This window comes from Leisingera sp. MMG026, assembly GCF_021654205.1.
In the GTDB taxonomy this organism is placed as follows: Bacteria; Pseudomonadota; Alphaproteobacteria; order Rhodobacterales; family Rhodobacteraceae; genus Leisingera.
Map to the genome: position 1 here is coordinate 23,122 of NZ_JAKFZM010000007.1, position 21,753 is coordinate 44,874.

General features: G+C 60.3%; 24 protein-coding genes and 3 pseudogenes. 11 read left to right on the plus strand and 16 right to left on the minus strand.

Features of this window, described 5'->3' with window-relative positions; all coding sequences use genetic code 11:
• Window positions 1-73 precede the first annotated feature (73 nt).
• Entirely contained in the window at window positions 74-982 is a 909-nt protein-coding gene (locus tag L1069_RS05205) for a recombinase family protein (RefSeq protein ID WP_024099421.1), read from the minus strand.
• 226 nt (window positions 983-1,208) lie between these two features.
• Here L1069_RS05205 and L1069_RS05210 point away from each other — a divergent pair, with 226 nt between their 5' ends.
• Window positions 1,209-2,288, plus strand: coding sequence for a hypothetical protein (locus L1069_RS05210; RefSeq protein WP_092465192.1), 1,080 nt, complete (start codon window positions 1,209-1,211; stop codon window positions 2,286-2,288).
• A gap of 280 nt (window positions 2,289-2,568) precedes the next feature.
• On the opposite strand, the gene L1069_RS05215 is transcribed toward L1069_RS05210, so the two are convergent.
• Window positions 2,569-2,763 carry a hypothetical protein gene (locus L1069_RS05215; protein WP_123618725.1) on the minus strand — a complete coding sequence of 65 codons (195 nt, stop codon included), beginning with the start codon at window positions 2,761-2,763 and terminating at the stop codon, window positions 2,569-2,571.
• 103 nt (window positions 2,764-2,866) lie between these two features.
• Between L1069_RS05215 and L1069_RS05220 the strand changes: the two genes are divergently transcribed.
• Window positions 2,867-3,529, plus strand: a complete 663-nt coding sequence (locus tag L1069_RS05220) for a L,D-transpeptidase (protein ID WP_092465193.1) — start codon at window positions 2,867-2,869, stop codon at window positions 3,527-3,529.
• A gap of 48 nt (window positions 3,530-3,577) precedes the next feature.
• On the opposite strand, the gene L1069_RS05225 is transcribed toward L1069_RS05220, so the two are convergent.
• The gene (locus L1069_RS05225; protein WP_092465194.1) at window positions 3,578-3,862 is read right to left on the minus strand and encodes a hypothetical protein; all 285 of its coding nucleotides are present in this window, start codon (window positions 3,860-3,862) and stop codon (window positions 3,578-3,580) included.
• Between the two features lie 182 nt (window positions 3,863-4,044).
• On the opposite strand from L1069_RS05225, the gene L1069_RS05230 reads away from it, so the two are divergent.
• Together L1069_RS05230 and L1069_RS05235 are read left to right on the plus strand one after the other, a co-directional pair.
• Complete coding sequence (locus L1069_RS05230; protein ID WP_092465195.1) at window positions 4,045-6,399, plus strand: cation-translocating P-type ATPase; 2,355 nt, start codon at window positions 4,045-4,047, stop codon at window positions 6,397-6,399.
• Window positions 6,400-6,462: 63 nt separating this feature from the next.
• Window positions 6,463-6,975, plus strand: a complete 513-nt coding sequence (locus tag L1069_RS05235; RefSeq protein ID WP_009807972.1) for a L,D-transpeptidase family protein — start codon at window positions 6,463-6,465, stop codon at window positions 6,973-6,975.
• On the opposite strand, the gene lnt is transcribed toward L1069_RS05235, so the two are convergent.
• From lnt to L1069_RS05285, 10 genes are read right to left on the minus strand one after another with little or no spacing between them, the layout of a single operon-like run.
• Entirely contained in the window at window positions 6,956-8,533 is a 1,578-nt protein-coding gene (gene lnt, locus L1069_RS05240) for an apolipoprotein N-acyltransferase (protein WP_237455010.1), read from the minus strand. The two genes, L1069_RS05235 and lnt, sit on opposite strands and share 20 nt — an antisense overlap.
• The gene (gene lspA, locus L1069_RS05245; RefSeq protein ID WP_211003343.1) at window positions 8,530-9,033 is read right to left on the minus strand and encodes a signal peptidase II; all 504 of its coding nucleotides are present in this window, start codon (window positions 9,031-9,033) and stop codon (window positions 8,530-8,532) included. Before lspA ends, lnt begins: the two co-directional genes overlap by 4 nt.
• A complete protein-coding gene (locus L1069_RS05250) occupies window positions 9,017-9,799 on the minus strand; it encodes a ZIP family metal transporter (protein ID WP_027238629.1) in 783 nt (260 codons plus the stop codon). Before L1069_RS05250 ends, lspA begins: the two co-directional genes overlap by 17 nt.
• 12 nt (window positions 9,800-9,811) lie before the next feature.
• A complete protein-coding gene (locus tag L1069_RS05255) occupies window positions 9,812-10,267 on the minus strand; it encodes a DUF411 domain-containing protein (RefSeq protein WP_009807976.1) in 456 nt (151 codons plus the stop codon).
• 3 nt (window positions 10,268-10,270) lie between these two features.
• Window positions 10,271-11,644, minus strand: a complete 1,374-nt coding sequence (locus tag L1069_RS05260) for a M23 family metallopeptidase (protein WP_009807977.1) — start codon at window positions 11,642-11,644, stop codon at window positions 10,271-10,273.
• Entirely contained in the window at window positions 11,641-12,267 is a 627-nt protein-coding gene (locus L1069_RS05265; RefSeq protein WP_009807978.1) for an SCO family protein, read from the minus strand. The genes L1069_RS05260 and L1069_RS05265 overlap by 4 nt, the downstream gene beginning before the upstream one ends.
• A complete protein-coding gene (locus L1069_RS05270) occupies window positions 12,267-12,734 on the minus strand; it encodes a copper chaperone PCu(A)C (protein ID WP_009807979.1) in 468 nt (155 codons plus the stop codon). The genes L1069_RS05265 and L1069_RS05270 overlap by 1 nt, the downstream gene beginning before the upstream one ends.
• Before the next feature lie 23 nt (window positions 12,735-12,757).
• Entirely contained in the window at window positions 12,758-13,417 is a 660-nt protein-coding gene (locus tag L1069_RS05275) for a thioredoxin domain-containing protein (protein WP_009807980.1), read from the minus strand.
• Window positions 13,414-13,836, minus strand: a complete 423-nt coding sequence (locus tag L1069_RS05280; RefSeq protein WP_009807981.1) for a disulfide bond formation protein B — start codon at window positions 13,834-13,836, stop codon at window positions 13,414-13,416. Before L1069_RS05280 ends, L1069_RS05275 begins: the two co-directional genes overlap by 4 nt.
• 5 nt (window positions 13,837-13,841) lie before the next feature.
• Complete coding sequence (locus L1069_RS05285; RefSeq protein ID WP_232617642.1) at window positions 13,842-14,444, minus strand: SCO family protein; 603 nt, start codon at window positions 14,442-14,444, stop codon at window positions 13,842-13,844.
• A 172-nt stretch (window positions 14,445-14,616) separates the two neighbouring features.
• Between L1069_RS05285 and L1069_RS05290 the strand changes: the two genes are divergently transcribed.
• The 7 genes and pseudogenes from L1069_RS05290 to L1069_RS05320 form a co-directional block, all read left to right on the plus strand.
• Window positions 14,617-15,045 carry a helix-turn-helix domain-containing protein gene (locus L1069_RS05290; protein ID WP_039965742.1) on the plus strand — a complete coding sequence of 143 codons (429 nt, stop codon included), beginning with the start codon at window positions 14,617-14,619 and terminating at the stop codon, window positions 15,043-15,045.
• 1 nt (window position 15,046) lies between these two features.
• On the plus strand, window positions 15,047-15,373 hold the full coding sequence (locus tag L1069_RS05295; RefSeq protein ID WP_009807984.1) for a YnfA family protein: 327 nt from the start codon (window positions 15,047-15,049) through the stop codon (window positions 15,371-15,373).
• Window positions 15,374-15,571: 198 nt separating this feature from the next.
• Window positions 15,572-16,168 (plus strand): cation transporter, encoded by a 597-nt coding sequence (locus tag L1069_RS05300; RefSeq protein ID WP_009807985.1) that lies wholly within the window; start codon window positions 15,572-15,574, stop codon window positions 16,166-16,168.
• Window positions 16,169-16,263: 95 nt separating this feature from the next.
• The gene (locus L1069_RS05305) at window positions 16,264-17,019 is read left to right on the plus strand and encodes a transglutaminase family protein (protein ID WP_092465208.1); all 756 of its coding nucleotides are present in this window, start codon (window positions 16,264-16,266) and stop codon (window positions 17,017-17,019) included.
• Window positions 17,009-17,926 (plus strand): cation diffusion facilitator family transporter, encoded by a 918-nt coding sequence (locus tag L1069_RS05310; protein WP_009807987.1) that lies wholly within the window; start codon window positions 17,009-17,011, stop codon window positions 17,924-17,926. The genes L1069_RS05305 and L1069_RS05310 overlap by 11 nt, the downstream gene beginning before the upstream one ends.
• On the plus strand, window positions 17,923-18,480 hold the full coding sequence (locus tag L1069_RS05315; protein ID WP_009807988.1) for a methyltransferase: 558 nt from the start codon (window positions 17,923-17,925) through the stop codon (window positions 18,478-18,480). Before L1069_RS05310 ends, L1069_RS05315 begins: the two co-directional genes overlap by 4 nt.
• Before the next feature lie 140 nt (window positions 18,481-18,620).
• Window positions 18,621-19,074: pseudogene (locus L1069_RS05320) on the plus strand (L,D-transpeptidase); the annotation flags it as partial.
• A 25-nt stretch (window positions 19,075-19,099) separates the two neighbouring features.
• Here the strand turns inward: L1069_RS05320 and L1069_RS05325 are convergent.
• The 3 genes and pseudogenes from L1069_RS05325 to L1069_RS05335 all read right to left on the minus strand — a co-directional run bounded on the left by L1069_RS05325 (window position 19,100) and on the right by L1069_RS05335 (window position 21,748).
• Window positions 19,100-20,638: pseudogene (locus L1069_RS05325) on the minus strand (ISL3 family transposase).
• A gap of 155 nt (window positions 20,639-20,793) precedes the next feature.
• A pseudogene (gene petA, locus L1069_RS05330) lies at window positions 20,794-21,117 on the minus strand (ubiquinol-cytochrome c reductase iron-sulfur subunit); the annotation flags it as partial.
• Window positions 21,118-21,223: 106 nt separating this feature from the next.
• The gene (locus tag L1069_RS05335) at window positions 21,224-21,748 is read right to left on the minus strand and encodes a hypothetical protein (protein WP_038008363.1); all 525 of its coding nucleotides are present in this window, start codon (window positions 21,746-21,748) and stop codon (window positions 21,224-21,226) included.
• Between the last annotated feature and the right edge of the window lie 5 nt (window positions 21,749-21,753).

Below are 21,753 nucleotides of genomic sequence, written 5' to 3' on the forward strand. Positions count from 1 at the left end.
CAAGCAACTAATGGCACTTTCTGCCTCCTGCGGAGTTTTCTCCCGGTGAAATTTTTTGGATTCGGGTCAGAAGCTACATCTGATTTTGGCTCGATTCGTACGGCATGAGGCCAAGTCGTTCCGCCCGCTCCAACAGCATTTTCACCGAAGACGGCTGCCATCTTGTTCGGCCACGAGGCGTGCGTTCGCGCATCGCTTCCAGCCGGGTGCAGATCGCCTGAAGCGTGATGTCGGGGTCCGCGCCCTTGATGCCGGCGACGATGGCGGGCAGACGGTCGTCGGTTTCGCGGCGCCCGGCGCGGGCTAGCACCTCGGCCGGCAGGAAGCCGTCGCCGACATAGGCCTTCACAGCGCGCAAGAGACGGCTTTGGGTCCAGCGACGCGCCTCGGGCAAGGGGCCGTTGATGATGCGCACCACGTCTTCCCAGGCCAAGTCGGGTCGCAACCGGCGCACATGGGGCACCCAATCTTGTGCCGTCTCGTTCAGACGCTCCATGTAGCCGTCTTGTCGCGCCAGCCGTACTTTGCGAAGAGCAGCAGGGTCTTTGGCCCGCAGTCCAGGGTTCCCGCCGACCCGGCCCTTGGTACGGGCGCTCGCCAGCCCTGCTTTGGTACGTTCCCGGATCAGCGCCCGCTCGAACTCGGCCGCGGCGCCCAGAACCTGCAGCGTGAACTTGCCTTGCGGGGATCCGGTGTCGATCGGGTCCTGAATGGAACGAAAGAACGCCCCCTTGGCCTCCAACCGTTCGATCACCTCGAGAAGGTGCGACAGAGACCGTGCGAGCCGGTCGATCCGTACGACAACCAGCGTGTCGCCCTTGCTAATGCGCTCCAGCAAGCGGGCAAGCACCGGCCGGGCACGATTGCCGCCTGAGGCGTGCTCTTCGAAGATCTCGACGCATCCCGCAGTTTGCAGGGCCTCAGACTGGGGCAGGGGGGTCTGATCCTCTGTGGATACGCGCGCATAGCCTATCAGGGGCATGAAAATCGGCCGTTTGCAATTTCATATACCGTTACTAAACGACCGTTTGTAAACGAATGCAACCGCTCTCTCTGTGGTGCTGCTCATCAAAAACCCCTTGGATTCCATACGCTGAGCGTGATCAGAGAGATCTCGCAGACCACCGCGCGCACGTGCTATATAAGGTGTGTGGGCGCACCCTGACAAAACACTTGGGTAAAATGCAAAAGTGCCGTATTTTGCACATATGAAGCCTCAAGTATCTACACATTATGATAGTTTTGACGATCCTCTAGTGGATTCGGAGGGGCTTGAAGAGACGTCTGAGGACGACCTGTGGTTCCTGCCCGGTCCGATGGAAGTGGAGCCGGATTATCTGCTGCCCGGACCGAGAGCAGAGCTGCGTGAAACCGCAGTCCTCGACGATTGGCGGAAGGCAGAGGCGGTTAATGCCGCGCGTCTCGCCCGTGTGGCTGGTCGGATCGGCGCGTTGGATGACCGGCTGCGCCGTGGCCCGAAAGGCTGGCGGCACAGGCTCGCGCTGATGGAGGCGGCAGACCTCAGCTGGTTTGTGGGTGACCGTATTGGCCCGGATCGGCTGGCGCTCTGGATATCCATGCGCCTGTCCGGCGTGCAGGACAACACTGCAGCGCTCGCGCGTGTCGGATGGGCAGTGCGGCGTCTAACAGGCGGTCCCGGCCCAGAGGTGGACCTGTCCGCCTTCCTCGATCGCCGTGACCCCGAAAACATAGCAGGTGAAGCCGAAACCTTTGCGGATCGCGCGGGCGGTTGGCTTGACCTGATGGCGCAAGCCGTCGACCTGCACCCGATCACACGCGCCTGCATGGGGCTTCACCTCTGGAGCCTTGCGGGCCTCGGGCAACAGGGCGACCGGATGGAAGCGGCGGTTACCGCCGCACGCATTGCCGCCAGCGAAGGCCCGAATTCGAATGGAGGGGCCATCTTTGCGCCTCTGGCTATGCGCGGGGCAGGGGGGCTGCGCGCCAGTGGCCCACCAGCTGAGCGCTTGGAGCGTTGGCTCGAGGGAATGGAAACAGCATGCCTGACCGCGATGCGGCACCTCGACGATATCCAGGCATGGTCAGCGCGGGCGGAAACCATGATGGCCCCGCTCTCTGGCAAGACACCACCAGCATTGCGCGCCGTGCTGGCCGAATGGCCCCTCGTCTCCGCCCCAATGGCCGAGACCCTGACCGGTGCCAGCCGCGCCGCCGTCCAGCGCAACCTCGTCTGGATGGAAGCGCGGGGTTTGATCTGCGAAGTGACCGGGCAGGGCCGGTTCCGGATGTGGCGCACCACGACCTAAGAGATGAGCGTCATCGCTCGGTATCCTGACGGGTGCGTGCCAGTCGGCCAAAGTTCCGGTAGGAGGAGGCAAAGCCCGCCGGAACCTTGGCAATCAAGGTGCTCGAATTTGGAGATACTCCTCGCCAGTGCGCAAGGCCGCTGTGGCCGGCGCTTCCGTGCGGTTGTGCCTTCACCATCTATGATGACTGGTGAAGGCGGCGAGCAAGACGCCCGGTATTTTGGACACTGCGCGGCCCTGTTTGTCGTTGCTGCTTTGCCTGCCCCCGTCACCGTGCAAGTCAAAGTTCACCACACTGCCGTTCGCTGCTCAGGCGAAGCGGGCGATATGGCCTTCCTCCATAGCCAGCTTCGACAGGATCTGACTCTGCAGCAACCGTGGTCTCGGGAACAGGCCGGGTCAGGCTGGGCGGCGCGCCGATCTTTTCGTAGTAGCGGATGGTAAATTGCGGATCACAAGGATCGTGTGTTTTCACGAAAATATGTCCTTGAACCTCTAGCCACTAGAAGTCCTATCTAATCAAAGTGAACAGATACCGTTCTTGCCATAGATTCTGGTGGGAACCGAAAGGGTACGACATGCTGACAAGACGACACTTCATTCAAACAACAACGGCGCTATTCTCCGCGTCTGTTTCCAGCCCCCTGTTGGCCGATACCTGGCCCACCGAGGCACAGAAGGCTGAATGGGACGCGCAAGTCACGCCGCCCGGATTCGATCCGGCCGCGTCAAACCCTTGGGGCCTACACCCGCGCTTTTTGCCCCAACGCGTGATTGCGAAACCCGGGCTCGTGCCAGGAGACATCCATGTCGATGCGGTCGCGCGGTATCTCTATCATATCGAGGAGAGCGGGACCGCAATGCGCTACGGTGTGGCCATTGCCCGGGGCAACCTATACGAGCCTGGGGTCTACACGATCAAACGCAAGGTGAGGTGGCCGCATTGGACACCGACCCAGAACATGATCGAGCGGGATCCGGAAAACGCACGATGGGCCGACGGGATGGAACCCGGCCCCGAAAACGCTTTGGGATCACGAGCCATCTATCTGTACGTCGGAGGCCGCGACACTTATCTTCGAATACACGGCACGCCCTATCCGAGAAGTATCGGCGGTCGAGCCAGTTCGGGTTGCGTGCGGATGGTCATGGCTCACATTAACGAACTTTATCCCAACGTTGAGATCGAATCGACGGCACATTTGTACTCAGCGGAGGACAGTGTCACCGCGCGAAGTTGAGTGTGGTGCGTAGGTCTGAGGCGCGTTGATGCAACGTCTGACGCGTCCTCAAGCTTCGCGTGCCACGCAGATCGGATTACCGTTCGCCGTGCGCAACGGCAGCAGCGTCGTTTCGACCGGCCCGCTGTGTTCGTACCAATAGCAGCCGTCTTCCGGCACGAGGCGCGCGGTTGCAACATCCTGATCCGGAGCAGCCATCGCAACCACGGCTTCGGGAACGTTGCCCGTCTGGTCTGCCGTGTCGTCCGGCCCTGTCGGCTGGATGGCGCATCCTGTCGTGAGCAAAAGCGCCACCGCAACCATCATTTTTTGCTTCAGCATCAAAACCTGCATCGAGTTTCCTTTCTTTTCTGTTTTTCTTCGTATCGGCTTTTTATGCCTCACGCCGTGATTGAGGCTGTCGTCGGACCGTCTAGCAAGAAAACAAACGGAAATACCACCGAACTTTTCTCTTGAAGCTCTAGCTACTGTAGGGGCTATGTCATGACAAAGCACCCGAATCCAGAGGTCCGTTCATGCCGTCCGACACCCACCGCCACGATCACGATCACGCCGAAGACGCCCAGGCAAGCGGCGGCAGTTGCTGTGGTAGCGCCGGAAAGTGCGGCGACATCGCACCGACGACTCCCGCGCCAACCGGCGGGCGCAGTTTTCAGGTGTCTGGCCTCGATTGCGCCGAGGAGGTCGCGATCTTGAATAAGGTAATCGGCCCGCAGATCGGCGGGGCCGAGCATCTCGCGTTCGATGTAATCAACGGGAGGATGACCATTCTCGACAGCGCAAAGAGTGTATCGGACGACGAAGTTGCGGAACTTGTCGCGAGCACCGGCATGACGGCGAAGCCGTGGAATGCCGAGAACGCGTCGGTCGACCAAGCGGCCCATCTTGCACGACAGCGGCTGTTTACGGCTCTCAGCGGCGGCTTCTGGGCGGCGGGTTTTCTCTGGCACATCGTCGAGACCGGTATGGGGGGGGCGCTCGGCCTCTTCGCGGGGCACGGCGAAGCGCCGATGCCGCTGGCCGAGGCAGGGCTTTTTGCAGTTGCTATCCTATTCGGCGTTTGGCTTGTGGCACCGAAGGCATGGTCGTCCGCACGTCGGCTGTCGCCCGACATGAACCTGCTGATGGTTGTCGCAGTCGCCGGAGCCATCGGGCTCGGTGAATTCTTCGAGGCAGCGACAGTGGCTTTTTTCTTTTCGCTGTCCCTCTTTCTCGAAAGCTGGAGCGTTGGGCGCGCGCGGAACGCTGTGTCGGCGCTCCTGGATCTTGCGCCACCTACGGCGCGCGTGATCCACGATGACGGAAGCGAGACCGACATGCCGGCGGTGCAAGTCGCCGTAGGCTCAAGCTTTATTGTACGCGGTGGCGACCGTATCCCGCTCGACGGCGAGGTGACGGGTGGCGCGGGCGCGGTCGACCAGGCGCCGATCACCGGCGAAAGTGCCTTGATACCCAAAGAGGCCGGAGACGAGGTCTATGCGGGCACGATCAACGGCGAAGGTACACTAACTGTGCGCGCCACGAAGGTCGCCTCGGATACCGTCTTGGCCAAGATCATCCGCATGGTCGGCGACGCCCATGCCCGCCGCGCGCCGGTGGAACAGTGGGTGGCAAAGTTCGCCCGCATCTACACGCCTATCGTCATGGCTCTCGCCGTCGCAATTGCGCTACTGCCGCCGCTTATCTTCGGCGGAGCCTGGGATTACTGGTTCTACAATGCCCTCGTGCTGCTGGTGATCGCTTGCCCATGCGCTCTGGTCATCTCGACCCCTGTCTCCATCGTCGCAGCGCTCACCGCTTCGGCGCGGGCGGGCGTCCTCATCAAGGGCGGTGCCTATGTAGAGGCGCCGGGCAGGACCACGGCGCTGGCCATGGACAAGACCGGCACAATCACCATGGGTCAGCCGGAAGTGGCGGCGGTGCACCCGCTGGGCGGGGCTTCAGCACAAGATCTGATGACCCTCGCCGCAGGGCTGGAGGCACGTTCGTCGCACCCTTTGGCGCGTGCCATTCTCGCGCGGGCGGAGGCCGACGGCGTCAAGGTGTCCGCCGCAGAGGATACCCGCACCATTCCCGGCAGGGGACTTGAAGGACGCACCGACGGACGGTCCATCTGGCTGGGGTCGGACCGGTTTGCCGAGGAGAAGGGTTTCGGCGACGCCATTCCGAAGGATCTGCGGGAGCGGATCGAAGGCGCCGGCAGCACCCTTGTCGCTGTCGGCGATGAATCCGGCGTGACGGGCATTCTTGAACTGCGCGATCGCATCCGCCCTGATGCCAAGGGCATCGTGGCGCAACTTCACGCGCAAGGCGTGAAAACCATCGTTATGCTGACCGGTGACAACGAGCGAACAGCGCGCGCCGTTGCCGCCGAGGTCGGTATCGACGAGGTGCGCGCTGAGCTTCTGCCCGAAGACAAGGTGACAGCCATCGAAGAACTGGTCAAAACTCATGACATGGTTGCCATGATCGGCGACGGGGTGAACGATGCACCCGCAATGGCGCGCGCGCATTATGCCATCGCGATGGGTGCGGTTGGTTCTGACGCGGCAATCGAGACGGCGGACATTGCCCTTATGACCGACGACCTCGGCAAGGTGCCTTGGCTGATCGGTCATTCGCGCCGGACAATGTCGATTATCCATCAGAACATCGGTATTTCCTTGGCGACCAAGGGAGTTTTCGTTGTCGCTACCGCGTTCGGAATGGCATCGATGTGGGGCGCTATTGCAGCCGACGTGGGTGTGTCATTGCTGGTGGTGGCGAACGCCCTGCGCCTGCTCAACAGCCAAGAGGCCAAGGCACCGCCGTCCGGTGGCGAGCAGGTTGGGCCACAGATCGCAAAGGCCGCGCTTGCCCACGGACATTGATCACGCGGCATTTGCAAGGTAACATTATTTCCATATCAGACCTCACGAAAGAGGCATCGAGCAGTGAAAACCATCCGATTTCCCCGCCGCGCCGTCCTGTTGGGTGGCTTAGCGGCCTTTTTGTCGGGCTGTGCCGGCAAGTTCCGCAGCTATGACGGACCCGAAGTGACGCGACTTCGGCTCTACAAGGGACAGCGTTTGCTTGTTCTCGACGGATCCGATCGCGTGCTGCAAACCTATCCGATCGGGCTGGGCTTCGCTCCTCAGGGTCACAAGCAATTCGAGGGAGACGGTCGGACCCCGGAGGGCACCTACATAGTCGATAAGCGCAACCCTGAAAGTACGTATCATCTTTCAGTTGGCATCTCTTATCCAAATGAGGCCGACATCGCCTTTGCCGCAGCGCAGGGCCTTTCCCCCGGCGGCGACATCTTCATCCATGGTGGTCCACGCCCCGGCATCGACCCGACGGACATCCGCGACTGGACAGCTGGCTGCATCGCAGTCACAGATCGGCAGATCGAGGACATCTATGCAATGGTGAAGGACGGAACGCCTATCCACATCTTTGCATGACGGTCTTTCTCATGCGGCGGTAGTTAGCCGTCGCATTGGCCGCCAGAGCCCAGCTCCACGAAGCCAAGATGAGCGCCAGCAACATCCAGTCCCCGAAAAGCGCATATGGCGTAGGCGGCTGCGCTGAGGGAAGATCAGCGTCGATGATGCCCCTTTCCCCTGTATCGAGCCGCGCAATGATCTCTCCGTTCGCGTCGATGACCGCAGAGATGCCCGTATTCGCGGCTCGGATGACAGGAAGGCCTTCCTCTACGGCGCGCATACGTGCGGAAGCCAGATGCTGCTCGGGTCCGATGCTGGTTCCAAACCAGGAATCGTTCGTCGCGTTAAAAATCCAGTCGGGTCGGAACATGTCGTCGACCACATGGCCCGGGAAAATGATCTCATAGCAGATCGCCACGGCGACCAGCGGCATACCCGGAAGCGCAAGGGTGCGCGGACCCGGTCCGGGCGTAAAATCGCCCAGCCCCGCCGTCAGCCGCTCGATCGGCAACCAGCCGCGGAATGGCACGTATTCGCCAAAGGGCACGAGATGGTGTTTCGCGTATCCGGTCAGGATCTCATTGGTATCGTCAAAAGCCTGGACGGTGTTGAAATATCGGGTGCCATCCTCGCTCAGTACACGGTCCGGCACTCCGGTTAGCAGCACGCTGCCGTCCGGTAGCGCAGCGGCAATGCGGGCCCGCGCCTGGGCATCCTCATCGAGGAACCCGGGAAAGGCGGTTTCCGGCCAGAGAAGAACGTCGAAATCGCCGGGCTGGGTTGAAAGCTCGAGATAGAGCGCGAAGGTCGCCTCGCGGTTCTCGGGCGCCCATTTCTCCTCTTGGGGAACGTTGCCCTGAACGATGCGCAGGTCGACATCCGGTGGCTGTGGTGCATCCGACTGGAGGCGAAGCGTGCCGACGGCCCACATCGTCACGATGCCGGCCAGCGGCATTAGCGAGATGATCAATCGTTGTCGCCCGACCGCCATGAGAGCCGCGCCGGGGAGTGCCGCTACGAACACGGTGAGAAAGCTTAGCCCATAACTTCCCACCCAGGCGGCGGGCTGGCGAAGGGCGGCGTAATCGACCAGAGCGTAGCCGGCGAGGTTCCACGGAAAACCTGTCAGAACGTGACCGCGCAACCACTCGGCCGCGGTCCAGGAGGTCGCGAACAGGAGGCAGGCCAGGAGACTGCCCATGGCTCCGCGCCGCGCGATTTCGACGAAGAGCACGGCGGCAATGGCCGGGAAAATCGCGAGACCTGCGGACAATCCCGCGACGGCCGGGGTCGCCAGCGCCCCGAAACGCTCGGGTTCGACGTAGAAACTTTCCGCGATCCACGAAATCCCGAAACCGAACTGGCCGAGACCAAACGCCCAGCCGACGAGAAAAGCACGCCCGAAGGAGAGGTCGCGAAGACCGACAAACAACGCAGAATAGGCAACGGGAACAAGAAGGAGAATCGAGAAAGGCGGGAAGGTTAGAACGGTCAGCGGCCCGGCGGCGAAACCAAGCGTCATCCGCGAGAGCAGACGTTTGCGCAGAGCGAAGCAGTTCAGAATTGCCGGCTTCACGACTTGATCGGACGCCGCGCACTGATCCAGGGTGCGGCGAGCAAGAGCCCCACGCCACTGACGACAAACACATCGGCCATGTTGAAGGCAGGCCAATGCGTTGAGTTGATGTAGAAATCCAGGAAGTCCGTTACAGCCCGATACCGCACACGATCAATGACATTGCCCGAGGCTCCACCGATGATCGCTCCGTAAGCGAGCGTTTCAACCGCATTTTCGGCGCGAAACAGCATAACCCCCAGCCAGCCGCAGATGGCAAGAGCGAGAGCTATGAGGCTCCACCATGGTGCGCCGCCAAGTAATCCGAAAGTGACGCCATCATTGCGATAAAAGACAAGGTTAAAACCTGGAAACACGGCGATTCCAGTGCTTAAAGAGGCCGCATTCGCCACAACAATGGCTTTTGTGATCTGATCGATTACGAAAGCGGCAAGCGCCGCAAAAATGCCGATCACCGGAGATAGTTTATGCACTGGCATTGCGTCACCCCAACCAAACATCGAGAAAAAGCATCAAAACGAGCCCGACGGCCAAGCCGAGCGTTGCCTTGTTCTGATGGCCGCTGCGATGGGTTTCGGGGATGATTTCGTGGCTGATGACATAAAGCATGGCGCCTGCGGCAAAGGCCAAGCCCCATGGCAGCAGCGGTTCCGACAGTGTGATGATGCCGGCCCCGAGCAAACCGCCAATCGGCTCGACCATTCCCGTTAGCGCGGCGATGCCCCAGGCGCGCAGCTTCGGATATCCTTCGCCCAACAGGGATACCGCAACGGCCAGCCCTTCAGGCGCATTCTGAAGCCCGATGCCGATGGCGAGTGGCAGACCGCCTTCCATACCTCCGGAACCGAAGCCAACTCCGACCGCGAGGCCTTCCGGGAAGTTGTGGATCGTGATTGCGATGATGAACAGCCAGACCCGCCGTAAGGACGCCGCTTCGGGCCCTTCGCGTCCCGTTCTGAAATGCTCGTGCGGCAGCCTTTCATTCATCAATGCAACGGCCCCCATGCCCAAAAGGATCGAGACGCAAACGATGGCCGCAGGCATCGCGCCGTTCTCGAACATCGGCTCCGCCGCATCCAACGCCGGGATGATCAGAGAAAAGAACGAGGCTGAGAGCATGACGCCGGCAGCGAAGCCGAGCGACAGATCGCGCGTCGCCCGCGACGGGATGCGCCCGAACAGCACGGGAATTGCTCCGACTGCCGTGAGCGATCCGGCGGCAAGGCTTCCGAGAAAGCCGAGCATTATCGGAGACAGGTTTTCCATAAGCGGGCCAGATTATCCTTCGGCGTAGCTTGAAAAGACTTCGGTCGACCCGTCCTCGCGGATGAGGAAGACATCATAAGCTTCACGGTTTTCTTCCGGCCCCATGCCGGGCGAGCCATAGGGCATTCCCGGAACGGCGAGGCCGACGGCGTCCGGGCGTTCCTCAAGAAGGCGGCGGATATCAGCGGCCGGGACATGGCCTTCAATCACGTAGCCCTCTATGAGCGCGGTATGGCAGGAGACCATGCGCTGCGGCACGCCGTTGTCGAGCTTGAAACGAACCAGCGACCCGCCAAACATGTTCTCGCCCGTCGGCGCGAATCCGTTTTCCTCGAGATGGTTCATCCAGGACAGGCAGCAGCCGCATCCGTTGGTCTTGCGGACGTCTATCGCTGTTGCCTCTGCGAGGGCCTGGGCCGCCGGGAACAGGGCGAGCGCGATGGTCAGAGCTTGGGTCATGCGTTTCATGGGTCAGAGCCTTTCGGTTGTCGTCTGGGCAATTTCGCTGTCAAGGTTTTCAGTCAGAAGCGCGCGCGCCTCGGTCAGACGCAACAGCGCGGCGGTATCATCCACCTCGTTCTCTGCGGCTTCGGCGAGCCTGTCGTCAGAGAGAGGGTCAGTCGGACGCCCATCTACGAGGACTTCGTAGTGCAGGTTGGGACCTGTCGCTGTGCCGGTTGCGCCAACGCGGCCGATCACATCTCCCGCCGCCACGCGTTGGCCCTGTGTTAGGCCCTCCGACACGGCGCTGAGATGCGCGTAGCGCGTCATGGTCTCGGAGCCATGGGAGATTTCGACCACGCGTCCATAACCGCCTCGCCAGCCGATGAAGCTGACCCGGCCCGGTGCCGTCGTCCGTACCGGCGTCCCGCTTGCCGCGGCAAAATCGACGCCGGTGTGCATCCGGACGTTTCCGTAGACAGGATGTGTGCGGCGCCCGAACACCGAGCTGAGGCGCGCGCCCTCGACTGGCTGTGCAAAGACGCGAAGCACCTCGCCATCGACGTAGATCGTCGCCTGACCGCTGCCGTCGTCCGGCCAAACGATCTCGTAAAGCGAATCGCCGATTTCCAGTGCGGCGAAGGCGAGGTCCGGCTGTCCGATCTTGTCATCGCCGACGCGCGTCTCGCGCCAGAGAAGCCTTAGTGTCTCGCCTCCAGCCATCTCACGGCGGAAATCCACGGTTCCACCCAGCATTTGCGCAAGGTCCACGGCAAATCGGGCGGGGATGCCGGCATTGTCGAGTGCCGCGAAGATCGAGGTGTCGATCACGGCCTCCCCAGCAAGGGTTACGATCTCCGGATCCGGCGCCACGACCTGCGTGGACACCTGCTCGCCAAAAAGCACCTCGATCCGCACCCCGTCCTCGACGGCGAGCGAGACGGTGCGGGGGCTGCCATCCATAGTCGAAACAACAGTGACCGAATTCCCCGGCCGCAACCGTCGCAGATCGTATTCCGCGCCAAGTGCAAGGGCGACTTCCGCCCTGTCGGCTCCCGCAAGACCGGCTTCGGAAAGCAAGGAGTCGAGCGTTTCACCAGAAGAGATGTCGCGAGACCAAGTCAACAGGGGCGGTTCGATGGCCTGCATCGGCCTGTCAACAACAGCGGCCTGCAGCAGGGGCAAGGGGCCGAAGCCGGGTGTATCTTCCACCCACGCCGTAGCTGGCAGCGACAACGGAATATCCAGGCTCCGGGGAGCTTCAGGACGCTGGGGCATCCAGCTACCTGCCTGGGCAAGTTCTGGCGGCACGGGTTCTTTCGACAGAACATCGAAGAATGCGATAGCCGCCCCCGAAACGGTCCCCGCAAGCGCGACACCTGCCGCAAAAGTTCTGAGCCTCATGTCGCTCCCTCCGTTTCTTCTTCCAACGCGCGGCGGATCTTCGGTACCGCGAATTCCCTCGGTTCATGATAGTCAATCATGGTGACGAACCGTCCAGCGGCACCGAACAGGAAGACGCTGGCCGTGTGGTTCATCGTGTAGTCGCCGCCTTCCGTGGGCACCCGCTCGTAGGCAGCGCGGAAGCCGTCCGCGATGCGCGCAATCTGCCCCTCCGGTCCCGTCCAGCCGCGGATCGCTGGGTGGAAATAACTGACATATTCTGCCATCGCCTCGACGGTATCGCGCTCGGGATCGACCGTGATGAAAACCACGTTCAACTGTTTGGCTTCGTCTCCTAAATCGTCGAGCCAACCTGAAATGTCCGAGAGCGTGGTCGGGCAGACATCGGGGCAGTAAGTGAAACCGAAGAACGCCATCGTCGGTCGCCCGATCAGGGTTTCCGGCCCGACCTCGTTGCCTTCATGGTCAGTCAGGCGGAAATCCATCTCGGTCAGAGCCATAGGCCGCTGCTCGATAGGTTCGGGCGCACCGGGTCCGTCGACCCGCCACCAACCGACGAAGAGCGTCAAGGCAATTGCACCGGCACCGGCCGCGCCGTATCCTGCGATCGTCCTTCGTCGCATTAGTCTTCCGGTCCGCGTGCGGCGATGCCAAGGATCGGCACCTCGACTGTCACCTCGCCCCCGTCGACAAAAAGTAGGGTCAGCGGAAAGGTTTCCCCTTCCGTCATGGGTTGTTGTAGCCGCATCAACATCGCGTGGAGGCCGCCCGGCTCAAGCGCGACGCTCTCGCCCGGGGCGATCGCGATCTCACCTGCCGCGCTCATGGAACTCACACCTTCGGCATTGGTCTTCGTCTCGTGGATCTCGGGCATCATCGCGAGGGGTGTTGAAAGACCAATCAGCGTCACCGGCTCGTCGCCAGTGTTGCGGATCGTCATGTAGGCGGCCCCGGGGCGGTTCATCCCTATGGAGGCGCGGGACCAGGCGCTTTCGACGACGACATCCACGGGTCCGGCCAGTGCGGGTACTGAGAGCCCTCCAAAGGTCAAGAGCGCGGCCAGTGTGCCCGTCATAATAATCTTTTTCATCGTTTTGGTCCTGCCTTTTCCATTCAGCTTTGCACGGCAGCAACTTCCGCGGCCACTAATCGACGCAGTTCTGCCTCCCCGAATGGATCGAGCGACTTGCCGTTTACAAAGAAAGTAGGAGTCTGGCGAACTCCCACGGTTTCGACGTCCGCACGATCCTGATTCAGGATCGCAACGACATCCGGTGCCAGCATTTGCGTGCGCGCGGCCTCTGCATCGAGTCCGGCAGTGGCGGCGATCTGGAGGATCAGACCGGGCTCAGGCGCGCCGTGCGACGCCCATCTCGGCTGATCCCGCAGAACGGCTTCGAGCACCGGCTCGTAAACGCCTTGCATGCGTGCTGCCTCGAGCACGCGGATCGCTTCCTCGGATGCCTCGCCATGAAACGCGGTGTAGCGGATAACGACGCGGACGGCATCTCCATGCTGTGCCATGATGTCCTTCACGATCGGATGGAAGGCGCGGCAAGCCTCGCAGGCCGGGTCAAAGAATTCGACAATCGTGACGGGCGCGTCGGCAGGTCCGAGGATGGGCGAGTAAGAGCGGATCATCGCGTCCGCGAGTTCCGGCGCAACGGTTTTTGCTTCGGCCGCGGGGCCGGGGCGAGTCGCGTACCAAGTGGCTCCGCCGAAACCGGCAACGCCGAGGGCGAGAACGGACAGGATTAAGCCGCGTCGATTCATGTTTGTGTTTCCTTCAATGAAAGTGCCGACAGGAACCCGATCAGTGCGAAGGCGACCAGCGCCATCAGCGGGATCGGAATGCCGAAGACCAATTGGTTATCATCGGTGCAAGAGGGGCCGGTGGCCGTGCAGGGCTGGATGCGTTCGGGGATCAGGCCCGCGTAGAGGCCCATGTGCCACAGGGCGACCACGCCACCACCAAGCGCCAGAGCGATGCCATAGCGCCCGACGCTGCCGTCTCGCCACCAAAGGCCGAGGCCGAGAATGATCGCGAGCGGGAACATGAAGGCGCGCTGGAACCAGCACAGCACGCAGGGTGTCTGCCCCATCACTTCGCCGATGAAAAGTACAGCAAGCGAGGCGACGAGGGCAACGATCCATGCCAGCCCGAGGGCGGTTTCTGCGGGTACGCGGTTCATGTCGGTCAGATCCTCTCTTCCAGATCGGCGAGAATCTCTTCAGCGGACGTGCCATAGGGCCATGAGTCTGCAAAGCCTGCCTCGGGGTCGAATAGAAACAGATGTGACGTGTGGCCCATTGTGTAGCCATCCGGAGCTGTAGCCTCTTCGATGCGTTCAAAGAAGATCGGAAACGTTTCGGATGTAGCGGCGATCTGTTCGGGCGTACCTGTCAGCCCGATGATGTTCGCATCGAACAGCGGAACGAATTCGGCGAGTGCCATGGGCGTGTCCCGTTCGGGGTCGATGGTTATGAAAATCGGCTGGACCCTCGCGGCATTGTCGCCCAGACCGTCCATCACCGCCGCGACCTCAGACAGTGTCGTCGGGCAGACATCGGGGCAGTTGCTGAAGCCGAAAAATACCAACATCCAACGCCCCGAAAAGTCTTCTTCCGTGCGAACCACACCTTGGTGGTCCGTCAATTCGAATGCAGCGACAAACGCTGGATCGTTGTCGGTTCGGGCGCGGTCAGCGCGATAGTCCGACCAGAGCAAAAGCCATACGAAGGCAAGCGACGCGACGCCTGCCAAAACCCAAAGAAATTTCTGTGCCGATGTAAGGGACAAACCTGCGCGCCTGATTTTGGTTCTTGATTATTGTCGCGTTTACATCCTCTAGCTACTAGAGGTTCAAGCGCGAAATCACGTTGTGGCTTAAACTCACGCGTCTGTGAATCCGGCACTTGTCTATTGGGGCGGCAAAACCTACAAAGACTGTAACTTTTTCATGGAGGCGAAGATGCTCACGATCGGCACTCTGTCAAAGAAGACCGGCACAAAGGTGCAGACCATTCGGTACTACGAGCAGATCGGGCTCATGCCCGAACCTGGCCGGACTGAAGGCGGACAGAGGCGCTATGACAACGCACAGCTCGACCGACTGTCCTTCATCCGCCATTCGCGACAACTCGGCTTCTCGCTTGATGCGATCCGCGAGCTGCTCGACCTCAGCGACCAGCCCAATCGGCCCTGCGAAGAAGCCGACGCGATTGCGCGTCGCCAGCTAAAGCAGGTGGAGCAGCGCATGGCCCGTCTGAAGGCGCTGCGCACCGAACTGAAACGCATGGTTCACGAATGCAGCGGTGGACGTACTGCCGATTGCAAGGTGCTTGAGGTGTTGCGGGATCATTCCGAATGTTTGACCGAACATGACGAGATCGGCGCCTGAGATGCCTGCCGCGCTTGCATACCCGCTTGCGGCCTTGGCCGAGATCGCCGGGTGTTTCGCGATCTGGAGCTGGTGGCGCCTCGGCGCATCCGCGGCTTGGCTCGTACCCGGTATTGTAGCCTTGGTGGTATTCGGGTGGCTTCTGGCGCAAGTCGAAACGGTTGCTGCGGGCCGCGCCTTTGCCGCCTATGGCGGAGTCTACATTGCGGCTTCGGTACTGTGGATGTGGCTTGCAGAGGGTCACAGACCGGACAGGTGGGATGCGCTTGGCACAGCCGTTTGCTTGCTCGGCGCAGCTATAATACTGGCCGCGCCACGAACCAATTGAACTTTATGGTTTGAACTTGAAACCGTCTCAAATCGCGATCTCATCGCCCCATAAAAAGGGCTATGCTCTGCATTGGTTGGGGCGCCTGCCTGAAAGCTCCCGACGGTCGTACGTGGAACTGACCATCAATAATCAATCCGGAACCCTGATCTGCCAGAGAGGTTGAAAGATCATAGTTCACAAATTGGAATGGGAAGTATGGCGGCAGAAAAACGAGCAGAAAGACGCACACTTTGGATCGTTCTCGGTCTCAATATCAGTCTTGCTGCGGCCTTTTTCGCAACTGGGACCTTCGGGGATTCCAGTGCCCTGATCGCCAACGGGCTCGACAACCTTTCAGACAGCTTGGTCTACGCAATCAGTCTGTTTGCATTGTCGCGGTCTGCGAAATGGAAACGTGGCGCGGCGAATGTCTCGGGCGGCCTGCTGATCGTGTTCGCCATCGGGATCCTTTATGATGCTTGGCGCCGCTATGTCGGTGGGTCGGATCCCCTTGGCACCGTTATGATCGTCATGGCGCTGATCGCGGCGGCCATCAACTCAGTTTGTGTCTGGTTGCTCGCTCGGCTCAAAGATCCGGACGTCAACATCCGCGCGGCCAATACTTTCAGCTGGAACGACTTTGCGGCAAACCTCGGAATCGTAGTCGCAGGTGGCCTCGTTGCCTGGCTGGGAACGAACTGGCCCGACCTAGTCGTCGGTGTGATTATCGCCGGGATCGCGGCCTGGGGCGGTGTCAATATCCTACGCGACGCACACGGTGAACACCACAAAGCAGTTCACACGGACAAGTAGTTGCGAGAGATCGTTTCTAAAAGAAGGGGTTGAAGCTACAGTAACTATAGAGACTAGTCTGTTCCAAGACGATTCGAGGAGCGACTCCGTTGCAGATAACCAACCCCCTACTTGCACCCACCAAACTACTGGATTTTGATGCCGCGCCTCTTGCGCATCTAATAGAGAGCCGCAGCTGGCGCGACTTATCCGAATACGATCGGATCGGAGCTGCCTATGATTTCGTTCGAAATGAAATTGCGTTCGGATACAATCGAGCTGACGACATCCCCGCATCCGAGGTACTTTCCGACGGCTACGGGCAGTGCAATACGAAAGGCACGCTCTTAATGGCGCTGCTGCGTGGTGTTGGCGTTCGTTGCCGGTTGCATGGGTTTACGATCCACAAAGGCTTGCAGCGCGGTGTTGTCCCAGAGTTGGTGTATCCGCTTGCTCCAGAGGAAATTCTCCACTCGTGGGTAGAGATCGAATTTCAAGGGGCCTGGATCAACCTTGAAGGCTTCATCCTGGATGACGCTTTCTTCGAAGTCCTGCAAAGATCGTTCTCGGACACGGACAGTCTCTGCGGTTATGGCGCGGGCACGGATTGCCTTGGCGCGCCTCCCGTCGCCTGGAACGGAGAAGATACCTACATTCAGAAAACCGGCATCGTGCAAGATTTCGGCGTGTACGATACGCCCGACGCCTTCTATTTGTCCCATGAGCAATCCTTTGGAAGGCTGCGTGGTGCCCTTTACCGTCATATAATACGCCACTGGATGAATGCGCGCGTACGTGGTTTCCGCAGCGGCCGCCTGAAGACTGACCGACGCGCGACACACGCGCATGAGGAGCCTGCCAATGCCGCATGATCACGGGCACGCGAATATCGATCCGAATTCTGGGGATCGACGGGTTGCGATCGCGATCTGGGCGAATGGGCTACTTACTGTTGCGCAAATCGTCGGGGGCATATTGTCGGGCAGTCTAGCACTTATCGCCGATGCGCTGCACAACTTTTCCGATATGGCCTCGCTTGTCATTGCCTTCGCCGCGCGCAAGATCGCGCGCCGCCCGGCCGATGAGCGCATGACTTTCGGCTATGGCCGGGTCGAAATCGTCGCTGCCCTGATCAACTACACCACCCTGATCGTGATCGGCTTCTACCTGATCTACGAAGGTGGCATGCGCATGATTGATCCACCCGAAGTCATGGGGTGGACCGTCGTCATTCTCGGTGGAATTGCGCTTGTGGTCGACACGCTGACCGCAATGCTGACCTATTCGATGCAGAAGGGGAGCGTGAACATCCGCGCGCTGTTTCTCCACAACCTTTCGGACGCGTTGGCTTCAGTGGCCGTCATAGTCGGCGGGACGCTCATTATACTTTATGATATGCGTTGGGTGGATCCGGCCATCACCATCGGCATCGCGCTCTACATCCTGTATCTGTCCTTCACCGAAATAGGGGCCCCAATTCGAACCCTGATGCTTGGGAGCCCACCAGATATTGATGGAAATGACGTGGTCAGAGCGATCCAGATTGTCGATGGCGTTGTGGACGTGCATCATGTCCACCTGTGGCAAATGCAGGAGAACGCTGCGGCATTGGACTGCCATATTGTTGTCGAACGCGACCGGATGGGTGAGGCCGACAAAATTAAAGAAAACGTCAAATCGGTGCTGCATGAACGTTTCTCAATCGAGCATTCCACGCTTGAATTCGAAGCGACCGACAATGCGCATCAGGAGGCGCAGGTGTTCGGACACCGCTCATGACGATTGCCCAAGGCATACTAGTGGTCGTAGGCCTGCTGTCCGGTCTGGTTTTGATTGGTGCGCTCCTTTGGTCGATCGTCCGCCCGTCCAAGCGCATCTGGCCTCCAAACAGAGAGCATTCAGTCATACCAATCATTGCATGGGGCCTCACATTGGCCGTGTTTGGGGCGGTGATCGGTTTGGGCATCGTGGATTGGAAATCCGCTTCTATGCCCAACGCGCTCCGTTGGGCAGTCGGGCCGTTCTTGATCGCAATCGGAAATCTGATCGCCTGGTGGGGGGCATTCATCATTGGACTGAAAGCCACCAGTGGGGTGAGAGACGAGCTGATCACTTCGGGTCTCTACCGTTTCTCTCGGAATCCGCAGTATCTTGCCGACATGGCCATCCTAATAGGTTTGGGTCTTCTCTTCGCCTCACCTTGGGTTTGGCCTGTCGTCATCGTTGGAGTTGCCGCGCTGGCCCTTGCCCCGCTCGCAGAAGAGCCATGGCTGTGCGAACAATACGGCACCAAGTATCGCAACTATTGCGCTGAAACACGTAGATATCTCTAGTCTCGCCGCCTCACGAGAACGTCATCAATTTTCGGTTGAAGCTCTAGCAGCTAGAGGTCGTATCCGTTCATCAACAAAAGGGCGAGGCAAAGTATATTACTGATTCAAAGAAAACACGGTGCCAGTTCGTCTCGACAACTATGATCGGACTTCTGGGAACACCTTCCCTTCTCCGTGCTCAGGAGCAGGAGCCCTCGGCGGTACGCAGAAATATTTCTGTCCTTCAGTGCGGATCCCTGGCAAGACCACTTCGATAACCTTCAGCACGGTGCAATTATGTGCGACATTGACTCGCGTGCAGTCCAGTACTGGTCGGAAGACGAAAGTGTTTACAAACTCTACCCTTCAAGTGTCCCCGCCTCGGAAGAGCTGACCCGCCGAGGATATACAGAGGTTATAAGGAAGGTGGAGAGGCCCAGTTGGCGGCCCACTCCATCAATGAAAGAGCGCAACCCCGAATGGCCTGACTATTGGCCGCCGGGTCCTGACAACCCGCTTGGAACCCACGTGCTTTATTTGTCGTGGCTGTATTACCGGGTGCACGGGACCGGGGACACACGCAAGATCGGGCGCCAGTCATCAAACGGTTGTGTCGCGTAGCCTTTAATTGGGCTCTGCCTCAATCTGTGTGGCGGAACGGTAGCATTCTCGCCCGCAACAATTCTGGACCGGCTCGGCCGTACATGGCGCGCTTGAGGGTTTTCAGGCGGTTGATCTGACCTTCCGCCTGGCCGTTGTTACAGGGCATCTCGATCGCCTTTTTGACCACATTGAAGTCCCGGTTCAAGGTGCGGGCGAAGCGCACAATGGGCGTCAGGCCGGTTTCGATGGCGTCGTCGATCCATGCAGGGAGCGGACCCGCTTGGCGGCCACGCATGATACCGTTGAAACGCATGGCGAGGCTGCGCATCGTTGTGAAGGCGGGAGAACCGGCTTTGAGCGTGTCGACTTTCCGCGCCTGATCCGAGGTGAGCTTTCCGCTGGGTTTGATGCACAGCGCGGCCGCAATGACCGGAGAGATCGCATGCCCCGTTTCCGGGCCCCGGACCGGCTCCAGGATCTGGTGCTCCACGGCGGGGCCCTTCGTTTGCTTTTCGGCTCTGCGCCCGCCCGCCCCCAGCCGCTTTTAATGCGACTGACTCCCCTCGTAACCACGCTCTTGGATCATACGGTACAGGGCGCTGCCTGTTCGAATGCCGTCCTTCCAGCTTTGGCTCAGGAATTCTTCAAAGTACCACGGCGAAGTCGGTTTCAAAGCGGCCTGTTTGCGGTCCGGTGGCGTCTCGAACTGCAGCCATTTCGCGATGCTGCGGCGCGGGAACCCTGTTCGTCGCCCGATCTCGCTACAGTTAAGCCCCTGATTTCGGAGCGCATGGATGGTGGTGAAAATCTCTTCCCGAGATGTCCTGTGCGCAAGGCGTGACTTCAGAAGGCTGCCGGCTGCGGTGATATTGTCGGCGTCGGCCAGCAGCGCTCTGCCGGTCTCAGGGCCGTGGAGGTTCATTTGCTCCTCAATGGCCTGCCGCAGGTTTTGCACGATATGGAACCGATCAGCGACCTGCTTCGCCTGCGGTGCCCCTTGCCGTGCAGTCTAGGCGTAGAGACCACACCGATCTCTGCTAATCACTTTCACCTCGGGGTGTCGCTTGAGCCAGTTGGTGCAGGTGACGACATCTCGATCCTCAAGAATGTCGATCACCACGCGACGCTCCAGATCCACAATGATCGTGCCGTAGGTTTGCGACTTCCGCCAGCTCCAGTCGTCAATCCCGATGACCGTCGGCGGCTTGGCGGTGCCCTGAGCACGCTTTTTCAACTGCCTGAGCACCGTGTAATCGCTGACCCCAAGGCCCAAACGGTGCAAGAGCCGTTCGGCAGGCCGTCCGCCGGTTGCATGCCCAAGATGACTGACAATCTCCCCGACACGCGAAGTGCTACGTGCAAACGGATGCGCAATCGAGGTGAGTTGGTCTGCGAAAGTCCGGCGTGGGCAAGCGGGTGCCAAACATCGCCAACGGCAAATCGCGAGATCAACCGTTACCTCCTCTCCATGGGCGGGATAATCCTGCAACCGCCGACGCCGCCAGCCGTGACGTCGGCGTGAATGCAATCCACAGTCTGGGCAGATGCCGCTTGGTGTCAGACTGCCCGATACGATCCACCCGCCGAAATCACTTCGCTCAACGCATTGAACCGAAACTTCGGCCCCGGGCGACCAATGCTTCTTCGAGCTCACAACCATCCCTCCTGAATTTTCCTGTTTCAGGATAGTTGCGCCACACAAAGTGAGGCAGAGCCCAATTAAGGGCTACGCGACGCCAGCGCATCGGCGGGCAGATTGGGGTTGCGCGCCTTGCCGTCAGGCTGGTCAGAGACCGCCTCTGCCCGAGCCTGAGCCATTTCTGCCTCTGTGCGATGACGGATAAAGACAGGTTTTCCGCGCCAGTTGACGGTCAATTGCGTTCCAGGCGCGAGATCGGAAATGTCGACAGTGATCTGTGCCAAGGCGCGGACATCGGCGGAAGGGTTCATCTGGTTCACCAGTGGCCAGAGCGCGGCCCCTGCGGCCACGACCCCCGCCCCGGCCGTTGCGTAATACAGGAAATCCCTGCGCGCGGTATCCTCTGACGCTTCCATCACGGGACATGTGTCCATGTCTCCCGCGCGGGAAGGTCAACACGCGAGATGTAACGTTTTGTCAGTGCACCTCTCTACGGATCAACAAACAAGCCGTGTCGGCGCGTCAATGGTGCGGGGCTGCGCCTTTTGCCATCATGAGGTGGTGCTCCTGGTGATGCGCCCCGATGGTCATCAGGCCAAAGAAACCAAGTCCCTGAATCTGAGCGGCATCGCCATCGACACTGAGCGCCACGCCATCTTCGAGTTCCTCCGTGACAACGTCCCAGCCGGTTTCAGCCGCAAGAAAGGGCGCATGGGCGGGCACCATGGCGCGGATGGCTTCGAGAACACGGGGGGTGCCCCGAATCTCGAACCGGGCCCCTTCCGGCCGCAGGGTGCGGGTGACCACGGCCTCTTGGGTCAGAAGATCCATATCGACCAGATGGCGGCGCAATCCGTCGATATCGACCCGCTCCCAATCTGTCTCGGGATCGGCCTGCAGGATCGCAACGATCTCCGCCAGGGCGGCAAAGGCCGATTGCCCGGTTTCCTGCGGTCCACCCATGTCATGGCCAGTCGCGGAATGGGCGTGCTGAGCGGCCACGGGTGCGGCCATCAGTATGGCAAGGAGGAGGGAAATGAGACGCATGGACG